The following is a 10,546-nucleotide window of genomic DNA, read 5'->3' as shown; positions in this document are numbered from 1 at the left end:
ACCACCCACACGAACGGTCCGACCAGCCGTCGTGAGCATTCACAGAAAGGCCCCTGCATGCCGCACGCCACACAGCACGCGGACGCCGCCGTCGACGCCGCCTCCGCGGAACTGGACACGGCCCTGCGCGGCGGTCCTTTCCATGTGGCGCTGCGTGCCGCGATCGCCGCCCGTGGCCTGCCGCTCCAGCGCGTCCAACACCATCTGTCGCGCTACGGGGTGAAGGTGGGCGTGACCAGCCTGAGCTACTGGCAGCAGGGTGCCCGGCGGCCGCAGCGTCCCGAGTCGCTGCGCGCCGTGCGGGCGCTGGAGGAGATCCTGCACCTGCCGGACGAGTCCCTGATCCGGCTGCTCGCGGAGCCCGAGGGCGGGGACGGCGGCACGGCGCCCGGGCAGTCCGCGGGGCGCTCCTACCGCTCGCTCCTGGAGGCCTCGGGCATTCTCGAACAACTGCTCGGCGAACTGGAGTGCCCCGTCGACGGGGGGCTGCACACCCTGGGGCACCACGAGCGGGTCCGCATCGGGTCGCGCCGCGAGCTCCTGGGACGCGAGTCGCAGCACATCGTGCGCGCCCACCGCGACGGCGTCGACCGCTTCGTGGCCGTCCATCACGGCGACCCCGGCTGCGCACCGGAGCGGATGACGGTGCACGCCCTGGAGAACTGCCGGGCCGGCCGGGTCCGCCGCCACCACGACACCGGTGTGCTCGTGGCCGAGCTCCTCTTCGACACCCGGCTGCGGGCCGGCGACACCTTCCTCTTCCGGTACGGCGTCGAGGACGGCACCGCGGACGTGTCCCGCGAGTACGTGCGCGGCTTCGGCGCGGCGGGCGGCCAGTACGCCCTCCAGGTCCGCTTCGCGGAGAACGCCGTGCCCGTGCGCTGCCACCGGTTCACCCAGCACTCGGCGGCGGCCCCGCGCGGCGGCCGTCAGGAGCTGCCGCTCAGCGGCCGCCACCGTGCCGTGCACCTGGTCGAGCCGCGGGTCCGGTCCGGCATGGTCGGCATCGGCTGGGACTGGGAGTGACGGCTGCCTTCGGCGGCCCGTGACGCGGCCTTTTACGCGCGGCTGCGGGATGGGGTAGCTTCCCGGCCGACGGCTCACCCGCCACCGCGTCGGTCGCACCTCGTGCGGCGGCCCCGCGGGCACGGTCCGAGCAGAGCAGAGCAGTCGCAGACAGCCGCAGAAAGGAACCGCCGTGATCGTCGTCGCCGGTGAGGCCCTGATCGACCTGGTACCGCAGGGCGCGGGCGCCCTCGCCGGGCTCCGGCCCGCGCTCGGCGGCGGCCCCTACAACACGGCCGTCGCCCTCGGCCGCCTGGGCTCCCCCACGGCCTTCTGCTCCCGCGTCTCCCGGGACGCCTTCGGCGAGGCGCTGCTGGCCGGGCTGCGGGAATCGGGCGTGGACGTGTCCGCGGTGCAGCGCGGTACGGAGCCGACCACGCTGGCGGTCGCCACCCTCGACGGGAACGGTTCGGCCGCCTACTCCTTCTACGTCGACGGCACCGCCGACCGCCTGTTCACGGCCCCGGACGCACTGCCCGCGGGCACGCGCGCGGTCTCCTTCGGTACCTGTTCCCTCGTCCTCGAACCGGGGGCCGGCGCGTACGAGGAGCTGATGCGGACCGCCTCGGCGCGGGGACTGTTCACGGCGCTCGACCCGAACATCCGGGCCGGACTGATCCCGGACGCCGACGCCTACCGGGCCCGCTTCCGCGGCTGGCTGCCCTCGGTGTCCCTGCTCAAGCTCTCCGCGGAGGACGCCGAGTGGCTCGGCGGCACCCCGCGCGAGTGGCTGTCCGCCGGCCCCTCCGCCGTCGTGATCACCCAGGGCGGGGACGGACTCACCGCCTTCACCCGGGACGGGGCCGTGTACGCGGTGCCCGGCGAGCAGGTGGACGTCGTGGACACCATCGGCGCCGGGGACACCGTGAACGCGGCCCTGCTGCACGGCCTCTCGGCGCGGGACGCGCTCTCCCCCGCGGGGCTCGCCGACCTGGGCGCCGAGGGCTGGGAACGGCTGCTGCGGTTCGCCGCCCGCGCGGCGGCGATCACCTGCTCCCGGGCCGGCGCGGAGCCGCCGTACGCCGCCGAACTGAGCGGCTTCCCGGCCCTGCCCTAGGCGTCGGTCGGCCGAGGAACGGCGGACGGCGGCGCGGGGCCTTCCCGCTGCCGGACTCGCCGCGATGCCACGGTCCCCGCGGAGGTTCCCGCAGAACGCCGGACGGCGCCTCGCGGGAGTTCCCTCGGAATGCCGGACGGCGCCTCGCGGGGGTTCCCGCGGGGCGCCGAACGGCTCACGTGGTTCGCCGGGCCTCGTGGCCCGGGTCCCGTCAGGCCTTACGGGCCCGCGTGGTCTTCTTCGCGGCGGCCGCCTTCGTCGTCGCCGCGGCGGCCTTCTTGGCCGCCGTGTTGTTCGCGGCGGTCGTGGTGCCGGCGGTCGCCGTCCTGCGCGTCGTCGACTTCGCCGCGACGGTCTTCGCCGTGACCGTCTTCTTCGCGGCCGTCTTCTTGACCGCCGCCTTGCGCGGGGCCTTCACCGGGGCCGCGTCGCTGATCCGGTCGGCGCCGAGGACCTCCCGCAGGAACTTGCCGGTGTGGCTGGTCGACACTCCGGCGATCTCCTCCGGCGTGCCCTCGGCGATGACGAGACCACCGCCGGCGCCGCCCTCGGGACCCATGTCGACGACCCAGTCGGCGGTCTTGATCACGTCGAGGTTGTGCTCGATGACGATGACCGTGTTGCCCTTGTCGACCAGGCCGGCGAGCACCTTCAGCAGCTTGCTGATGTCCTCGAAGTGCAGGCCCGTCGTCGGCTCGTCCAGGACGTATACCGTACGGCCGGTGGAGCGGCGCTGGAGCTCGCTGGCGAGCTTCACCCGCTGGGCCTCACCGCCGGACAGGGTGGTCGCGGACTGACCGAGCCGGACGTACCCGAGGCCGACGTCCTTCAGGGTGTTGAGGTGACGGGCGATCGCGGGGACCGCCTCGAAGAACTCCGTCGCCTCCTCGATCGGCATGTTCAGGACGTCGGCGATGGACTTGCCCTTGTAGTGGACCTCCAGGGTCTCCCGGTTGTAGCGGGCGCCGTGGCAGACCTCGCACGGGACGTAGACGTCCGGGAGGAAGTTCATCTCGATCTTGATCGTGCCGTCGCCCGCGCAGTTCTCGCAGCGGCCGCCCTTGACGTTGAAGGAGAAGCGGCCGGGCAGATAGCCCCGGACCTTCGCCTCGGTGGTCTCCGCGAACAGCTTGCGGACGTGGTCGAAGACACCGGTGTAGGTGGCCGGGTTGGACCGCGGGGTGCGGCCGATGGGCGACTGGTCGACGTGCACGACCTTGTCGACGAGGTCGTCGCCGTTCACGCGCGTGTGCCGGCCCGGGACGTTCCTCGCGCCGTTCAGTTCGCGGGCCAGGTGCGTGTACAGGATGTCGTTGACCAGCGTCGACTTGCCGGAGCCGGACACACCGGTGACCGCGGTGAACACGCCCAGCGGGAAGGAGACGTCGATGTCCTGGAGGTTGTTCTCGCGGGCGCCGTGGACGGTGAGCCTGCGGGTCGGGTCCTGCGGGCGCCGGATGTCGGGCACCGGGATGGCCTTCTTGCCGGACAGGTACTGGCCGGTCTGCGACTCGGTGTTGGCCAGCAGTTCCTTCAGGCCGCCGCTGTGCACGACCTTGCCGCCGTGCTCGCCGGCGCCGGGACCGATGTCGACGATCCAGTCGGCGACCTTGATGGTGTCCTCGTCGTGCTCGACGACGATCAGCGTGTTGCCCATGTCCCGCAGCCGGACCAGGGTCTCGATCAGCCGGTGGTTGTCACGCTGGTGCAGGCCGATGGACGGCTCGTCGAGGACGTAGAGGACGCCGACGAGGCCGGAGCCGATCTGGGTGGCCAGGCGGATGCGCTGGGCCTCGCCGCCGGAGAGCGTGCCGGCCGCGCGGTTCAGCGAGAGGTAGTCCAGACCGACGTCGACGAGGAACCGCAGCCGCTCGTTGACCTCCTTCAGGACCCGCTCGGCGATCTTCTTGTCGCGGGCGTCGAGCTTCAGCTCGCCCAGGAAGTCCGCGCAGTCGCTGATGGACATCCCGGAGACCTCGGCGATGGACTTCCCCATGACCGTGACCGCGAGGACGAGCGGCTTCAGGCGCGTGCCCTCACAGGTGGGGCAGGGCACCTCGCGCATGTAGCCCTCGAAGCGCTCCCGGCTGGCGTCGCTCTCGGCCTCGCCGTGCCGGCGCTTCACGAACGGAAGGGCGCCCTCGAAGGGGGTCGTGTAGACACGCTCGCGCCCGTACCTGTTGCGGTAGCGGACCTCGATCTGCGTCTTGTGGCCGTGCAGCAGGGCCTTCCTGGCGCGCAGCGGCAGTCCCGCGAAGGGGATGTCGGTGCGGAACCCGAGGGCGTCCGCGAGGGCGCCGATCAGCCGGCCGAAGTAGTCCTTGGTGTGGCCGTGCGACCAGGGGTGGATGGCGCCCTCGTCGAGGGACTTGTCCTCGTCCGGGACGATCAGCTCGGGGTCGACCTCCATGCGCGTGCCGATGCCGGAGCACTCGGGGCAGGCGCCGAAGGGCGAGTTGAAGGAGAAGGAGCGGGGCTCCAGCTCCTCGAAGGACAGGTCGTCGTACGGGCAGTACAGGTGCTCCGAGTACATGCGCTCGCGCTCGGGGTCGTCCTCGGGGAGGTCGACGAAGTCGAGCACGACCATGCCGCCGGCGAGACCGAGGGCGGTCTCCACCGAGTCGGTGAGCCTGCGCTTGGCGGACTCCTTCACCGTGAGGCGGTCGATGACCACCTCGATGGTGTGCTTCTCCTGCTTCTTCAGCGTGGGCGGGGTGGACAGCTGGATCGTCTCGCCGTCGACCCGCGCGCGGGAGTAGCCCTTGGTCTGGAGGTCGGCGAACAGGTCGACGAACTCTCCCTTGCGTTCGCGCACCAGCGGCGACAGCACCTGGAAGCGGCTCCCCTCGGGCAGCTCCAGGACCTTGTCGACGATGGCCTGCGGCGACTGGCGCGTGATCGGCCGGGAGCACTCGGGACAGTGCGGCTTGCCGATGCGCGCGAAGAGCAGACGCAGGTAGTCGTAGACCTCGGTGATGGTGCCGACCGTGGAGCGCGGGTTGCGCGAGGTCGACTTCTGGTCGATGGAGACGGCCGGGGAGAGGCCCTCGATGAAGTCGACGTCCGGCTTGTCCATCTGGCCGAGGAACTGCCGGGCGTACGAGGAGAGGGACTCCACGTAGCGCCGCTGACCCTCGGCGAAGATGGTGTCGAAGGCCAGCGAGGACTTGCCCGACCCCGACAGGCCCGTGAAGACGATGAGCGAGTCGCGTGGCAGGTCGAGCGAGACATTCTTGAGGTTGTGCTCGCGCGCGCCACGGACGATGAGACGGTCGGCCACGCCGGTCCGCACCTTTCTAGAGAGAAGTGACAGGGGCGGGGCCCCCGTCTTCTTCAGACTAGGGCGAGCCACTGACAACGCCGGTCGGGATTCACCGGTTCACAACAATCCCCGGCCTTCCAGCATGCCCGACGCCGCCACCGACCTTATAGCACGCGCATTCGATTTGCGGGCTCGGTCGGCCACCTTCACCCGAAGGGGTGGCGAGGCTAGGGTCAGCACCATGATTGATCACGCTCATGACCTGGAGTCTGTACGTGACGCGACCGAGCGGCTCCTCACCGCAGTCGCCGCACTGGACAACGCGTCGATGGCCGAGCCGTCACGCCTGCCCGGCTGGAGCCGGGGACATGTCCTCGCTCACATCGCCCGTAACGCGGACGCCCTCGTGAACGTCCTCGAGGGCCGTCCCATGTACGCCGACGCGCAGGTCCGCGACGCCGACATCGAGCGGGACGCCCCGCGCCCCCTGGACGTCCAGCTCGCGGACGTACGGCAGAGCGCGGCCCGCTTCCAGGCGGCGGGAGCCGCGCCCGCGGACTGGTCGCGCACGGTGCAGCTGCGCAACGGGGTGGTCGACACGGCGGCCCGCGTGCCGTTCCGGCGGTGGGTCGAGGTGGAGCTGCACGCCGTGGACCTCGGCATCGGCTACGAGCTGGAGGATCTGCCGAAGGAGTTCGTCGGCCGGGAGATCGACTTCCTGGCCGACCGCTTCGCCGGGCACGAGGCCGTGCCGTCGACGGCCCTGCGGAGCGACGACGGCGCCGTCTGGACCACGGGCGGCGGCGCTCCCGGCGGCCCCGTCGGCGTCCGGGGCCCCGCCCCGGACCTCCTGGGCTGGCTCGCCGGACGCAGGGACGGCTCCGGGCTGACGACGGACGGCGGGCCGCTGCCGGCCCTTCCGCCGCTATAGGCTGCCGCCATGACGTACAGCGGTGAGGTGACGGTCGGCGGACCGGCGGACGTGCACGAGCTCAAGGACCTGATGATCACCAAGATCGCGGTCGGCCCGATGAACAACAACGCCTATCTGCTGCGCTGCCGGGCCACGGACGAGCAGCTGCTGATCGACGCGGCCGCCGACGCGCACGCCCTGCTCGGCACGATCGGGGACGACGGCATCGCGTCCGTCGTCACCACCCATCAGCACGGCGACCACTGGCAGGCGCTCGCCGAGGTCGTGGCCGCCACGGGCGCGCGGACCTACGCGGGCCGGGAGGACGCCGAGGGCATCCCGGTGGCGACCGACGTCCCGGTGGACGACGGTGATGTCATCCGGGTGGGCAACGTGGAGCTCACCGCGCGCCATCTGGTGGGGCACACACCCGGCTCGATCGCCCTGGTCTACGACGACCCGCACGGCCACCCCCACGTGTTCACCGGCGACTGTCTGTTCCCCGGTGGCGTGGGCAACACCCGCAAGGACCCGGAGGCGTTCGCGAGCCTGATCCGCGATGTCGAGACGAAGATCTTCGACGTGCTGCCGGACGAGACCTGGGTCTACCCGGGCCACGGCAACGACACCACGCTGGGCGCGGAGCGGCCGCACCTTCCGGAGTGGCACGCGCGCGGGTGGTGAGTTCTCACCGGACAGGGCGGGCGTCGCCGAACGCGCGCCCCGTGTGAATCCCGCGCACGCGCCGGACCCCCGCACGCGCTCCCCGCGCGCGGGGTGACGCGGTCAACTGGCAGCAGTTCCGCGCGGGATGACGGCTCCGGCGCGGATCGGGCCGCCGGTCTACGTTCCCCGCCCTCGGCCGGCGGCCCGGGCCACCGGGCCGACCCTGTTCACGAGAACGCAACACCCGTTCCCAGTATGCGGACATGTGGGGGTGTGACCTCGACAAACAGGGGTTTCGCTGCCACTCTCCCGCCATGCATCCCGCCCCTCGTGTACTGCGCCGTGCCGTCGCCGGCGCCACCGTGGCCCTCCTCGCGACCGCCCTCGGTTGCGCCCCGCAGCCGGAGGAGAAGGCCGCTTCGGCACCCTCCGGTTCGAGCGCGGACACCTGCGCCAAGGGCGAACTGGCCACCGAGACCTCCGGCAAGCTCACGATCGCTACCGACGAGCCCGCGTACGAGCCGTGGTTCAAGGACGACAAGCCGGCCAACGGCCAAGGTTTCGAGTCGGCGGTGGCGTACGCCGTGGCGGAGCGGCTCGGCTACGACAAGAGCGCCGTGGTCTGGCAGAGCGTGCCGTTCAACAAGGCCTTCGCGCCGGGCGAGAAGACCTTCGACTTCGACATCAACCAGGTGTCGATCAGCGACGAGCGCAAGAAGGCCGTCGACTTCTCGTCCGGCTACTACGACGTGCGCCAGGCCGTCATCGCCCTGAAGGGCACGAAGGCCGCCGCGGCGACGAGCGTCGCGGACCTCAAGGGCCTCAAGCTGGGCGCCCAGGTCGGCACGACCAGCCTCGACTACATCGACGACGTGGTGAAGCCGACCCGGGACGCGGCCGTCTACGCCAAGAACGACCAGGCCAAGTCCGCGCTGAAGAACGGGCAGGTCGACGCCATCGTCACCGATCTGCCGACCGCGTTCTACATCACGGCCGCGGAGGTCACGGACGCCGAGATCGTCGGTCAGTTCGAGAACCAGGGCGGCTCGCCCGAGCAGTTCGGGCTCGTGCTCGACAAGGGCAGCGCCCTCACCTCCTGCGTGACGGGCGCCGTGGACGCGCTCCGCGCGAACGGCACCCTGGCGAAGATCGAGCAGCAGTGGCTCTCCGACGCGGTCGACGCACCGGTGCTCAAGTGACGGTCACCGAGGACGGGTCCGGCCGGGAAGGCGAGGGCGCCGCGGCGAGCGCGGGCGGCGCCGCGAGCGAGGGCGGCGGGTCCGAGGGTGACAAGGCCGTCCCCGACGACGGCTATGTCCCCTCGCGGCGGCGGCTGGAGCGTGAACGCCACAAGCGGGCGCGTGCCCGCCGCGCCGCCGCGATCGGCGCGCTGTCGACCCTGGTCACGGGGGCCGCCCTCTACCTGGTCGTCGTCGGCGCGCCCGGCTGGCCGCGTACCAAGGAGACCTTCTTCGACGGGCAGTACGCGCGCGAGGCGTTGCCCAAGGTCCTCGAGGGACTCTGGCTGAACGTCAGACTGCTGCTGGTCTGCGGGGCCGCCGTGCTCGTCCTCGGCATGCTCATCGCCGTGGCCCGCACTCTGCGCGGTCCGGTGTTCTTCCCGCTGCGGGTGCTGGCGGCGGCGTACACGGACTTCTTCCGCGGTCTGCCGCTGATCATCAACCTGATGATCGTGGTGCTGGGCGTCCCGGCCCTGCGGCTCCAGGGGGTGACCGTCGACCCCGTGCTGCTGGGCGGTACGGCGCTGACGCTGACGTACTCGGCGTACGTCGCCGAGGTGTTCCGCGCGGGCATCGAGTCCGTGCACCCCTCGCAGCGCGCGGCGGCCCGCTCACTGGGCCTCAGCAACCGGCAGGCGCTGCGTTTCGTGGTGCTCCCCCAGGCCGTGCGCCGCCAGGTGCCACCGCTGCTGAACGACCTGGTGTCGCTCCAGAAGGACACCGGTCTCGTCTCGATCGGCGGCGCCATCGACGCCGTCCGCGCGGCGGACATCATCGTGGGCCGCAGCCTGAACTACACGCCGTACATCGTCGCGGGCCTGGTCTTCGTGGCCCTGACGATTCCGATGACCCGTTTCACGGACTGGGTGACGGCCCGGATGGACCGTCAGCGGGCCCAGGGAGGAACGACATGAGCGACGCCCCCGCACCGCGGACACCCGTACCGCAGGCCCCCGCACCGCGGACACCCGCACCGCAGGCTCCCGTGCCGCGGACCCCGGAACCGCCGGCCCCGGTGCTGCGGATGGAGTCCGTCCGCAAGACCTTCGGCGGGTCCGTGGTCCTGCGCGACGTCGACCTGGAGGTCGCCCCGCACACCGTGACGGCGCTGATCGGCGCCTCCGGCTCCGGCAAGTCCACGCTGCTGCGCTGCGCCAACCTGCTGGAGGACATCGACGACGGCGCGATCTGGCTGGACGGCGAGGAGATCACCGACCCGCGCGCCGACCAGGACGCGGTACGGCGCCGGATCGGCGTCGTCTTCCAGGCGTACAACCTGTTCCCGCACATGACGGTGCTGGAGAACATCACGCTCGCCCCGCGCCGCGTGCACGGCGTCTCCCGCGCGCAGGCCGAGAAGCACGCCAGGGAGCTCCTGGAGCGGCTCGGGCTGGCGGACAAGGCGGGCGAGTATCCCGACCGGCTCAGCGGCGGCCAGCAGCAGCGGGTCGCGATCGTGCGCGCGCTGGCCGTACGGCCCCGGCTGCTGCTGCTCGACGAGATCACGGCCGCGCTGGACCCGGAGCTGGTGGGCGAGGTCCTGAACGTCGTCCGCGATCTGAAGGCCGACGGCATGACCATGGTGCTCGCCACCCATGAGATGGGCTTCGCGCGCGAGGTCGCCGACCAGGTCTGTTTTCTGGACGGAGGCGTCGTGCTGGAACGGGGCACCCCGGAGCAGCTCTTCGGCGACCCGCGGCAGGAGCGCACCCGGCGCTTCCTGCGGCGGATCGTGGAGGCGGGCCGTCTCTGAGGGGGCGAATCCGCCCCCTGGGAGAGTCACGGTCTCTCCGAGAGGCGCGGTTGGACTCGGTAAGGGGCGCTCTCCCGGAAGGCGATGCTTACGTGTCCGCCCTGGCCGCCCCCGCCAGCGCGGCGACGCGCTCCACGCCGAACACGTAACCCTGCACCCCGCAGCCCGCGATGACGCCGTCGGCGCGCAGCGAGACGTAACTGTGGTGCCGGAAGGACTCGCGCTGGTGGATGTTGGAGATGTGCACCTCCAGCACCGGCAGGCCGTCACAGGTGTTGAGGGCGTCAAGGATCGCGACGGACGTGTGCGAGTAGGCGCCCGGGTTGATCACGATGCCGCAGTGGTCCAGCCGTGCCTCGTGGATCCAGTCGACCAGCTGTCCCTCGTGGTTGGACTGGCGGAAGTCCACGGTGCCGCCGTGCGCGGCCGCCGCCTTGACGCACAGCGCCTCGACGTCGGCGAGCGTGTCGGAACCGTAGATCTCCGGCTGCCGCTGGCCCAGGAGGTTCAGGTTGGGGCCGTTCAGGATCATGATCGGGGCGTTGGCCAGGCTGCGGGGCACGGTTCCTCCGGTCCGTTCGTGGGCGGC

At 71.6% G+C, this 10,546-nt stretch carries 9 protein-coding genes; 7 read left to right on the top strand and 2 right to left on the bottom strand.

The genetic code is table 11. The features are described 5' to 3' along the window. The first annotated feature begins 57 nt into the window (after positions 1 to 57). Together AOQ37_RS32190 and AOQ37_RS32185 are read left to right on the top strand one after the other, a co-directional pair. On the top strand, positions 58 to 1,026 hold the full coding sequence (locus AOQ37_RS32190) for a hypothetical protein (protein ID WP_062649649.1): 969 nt from the start codon (positions 58 to 60) through the stop codon (positions 1,024 to 1,026). A 172-nt stretch (positions 1,027 to 1,198) separates the two neighbouring features. Then, positions 1,199 to 2,122, top strand: a complete 924-nt coding sequence (locus tag AOQ37_RS32185; RefSeq protein ID WP_062649647.1) for a carbohydrate kinase family protein — start codon at positions 1,199 to 1,201, stop codon at positions 2,120 to 2,122. 211 nt (positions 2,123 to 2,333) lie between these two features. Here the strand turns inward: AOQ37_RS32185 and uvrA are convergent, their stop codons facing one another. Next, complete coding sequence (uvrA, locus tag AOQ37_RS32180) at positions 2,334 to 5,402, bottom strand: excinuclease ABC subunit UvrA (protein ID WP_062649646.1); 3,069 nt, start codon at positions 5,400 to 5,402, stop codon at positions 2,334 to 2,336. Between the two features lie 223 nt (positions 5,403 to 5,625). On the opposite strand from uvrA, the gene AOQ37_RS32175 reads away from it, so the two are divergent. The 5 genes from AOQ37_RS32175 to AOQ37_RS32155 all read left to right on the top strand — a co-directional run bounded on the left by AOQ37_RS32175 (position 5,626) and on the right by AOQ37_RS32155 (position 9,957). Then, entirely contained in the window at positions 5,626 to 6,315 is a 690-nt protein-coding gene (locus tag AOQ37_RS32175) for a maleylpyruvate isomerase family mycothiol-dependent enzyme (RefSeq protein ID WP_062649644.1), read from the top strand. 9 nt (positions 6,316 to 6,324) lie between these two features. Then, positions 6,325 to 6,981: an MBL fold metallo-hydrolase gene (locus AOQ37_RS32170; protein ID WP_062649642.1), complete on the top strand. Its 657-nt coding sequence runs from the start codon at positions 6,325 to 6,327 to the stop codon at positions 6,979 to 6,981. A gap of 296 nt (positions 6,982 to 7,277) precedes the next feature. Beyond that, positions 7,278 to 8,162, top strand: a complete 885-nt coding sequence (locus AOQ37_RS32165; RefSeq protein WP_062649639.1) for an ABC transporter substrate-binding protein — start codon at positions 7,278 to 7,280, stop codon at positions 8,160 to 8,162. After that, positions 8,159 to 9,118: an amino acid ABC transporter permease gene (locus AOQ37_RS32160; RefSeq protein WP_062649637.1), complete on the top strand. Its 960-nt coding sequence runs from the start codon at positions 8,159 to 8,161 to the stop codon at positions 9,116 to 9,118. The genes AOQ37_RS32165 and AOQ37_RS32160 overlap by 4 nt, the downstream gene beginning before the upstream one ends. A gap of 110 nt (positions 9,119 to 9,228) precedes the next feature. Beyond that, the gene (locus tag AOQ37_RS32155) at positions 9,229 to 9,957 is read left to right on the top strand and encodes an amino acid ABC transporter ATP-binding protein (protein WP_062649963.1); all 729 of its coding nucleotides are present in this window, start codon (positions 9,229 to 9,231) and stop codon (positions 9,955 to 9,957) included. An 88-nt stretch (positions 9,958 to 10,045) separates the two neighbouring features. On the opposite strand, the gene aroQ is transcribed toward AOQ37_RS32155, so the two are convergent. After that, positions 10,046 to 10,519: a type II 3-dehydroquinate dehydratase gene (gene aroQ, locus AOQ37_RS32150; protein WP_062649635.1), complete on the bottom strand. Its 474-nt coding sequence runs from the start codon at positions 10,517 to 10,519 to the stop codon at positions 10,046 to 10,048. Positions 10,520 to 10,546 lie beyond the last annotated feature (27 nt).

The sequence above is a fragment of the Streptomyces maremycinicus genome, assembly GCF_001184025.1.
GTDB lineage: Bacteria > Actinomycetota > Actinomycetes > Streptomycetales > Streptomycetaceae > Streptomyces > Streptomyces maremycinicus.
The sequence above is the reverse complement of the archived record's forward strand: the minus strand, read 5'-3'. Positions and strand labels throughout refer to the sequence as shown.

Excerpts from the sequence above, each read along its gene's own strand:
- AOQ37_RS32190 (WP_062649649.1), top strand. The coding sequence starts at position 58 with ATGCCGCACGCCACACAGCACGCGGACGCCGCCGTCGACGCCGCCTCC.
- AOQ37_RS32165 (WP_062649639.1), top strand. The coding sequence starts at position 7,278 with ATGCATCCCGCCCCTCGTGTACTGCGCCGTGCCGTCGCCGGCGCCACC.
- AOQ37_RS32155 (WP_062649963.1), top strand. The coding sequence starts at position 9,229 with ATGGAGTCCGTCCGCAAGACCTTCGGCGGGTCCGTGGTCCTGCGCGAC.
- AOQ37_RS32170 (WP_062649642.1), top strand. The coding sequence starts at position 6,325 with ATGACGTACAGCGGTGAGGTGACGGTCGGCGGACCGGCGGACGTGCAC.
- AOQ37_RS32175 (WP_062649644.1), top strand. The coding sequence starts at position 5,626 with ATGATTGATCACGCTCATGACCTGGAGTCTGTACGTGACGCGACCGAG.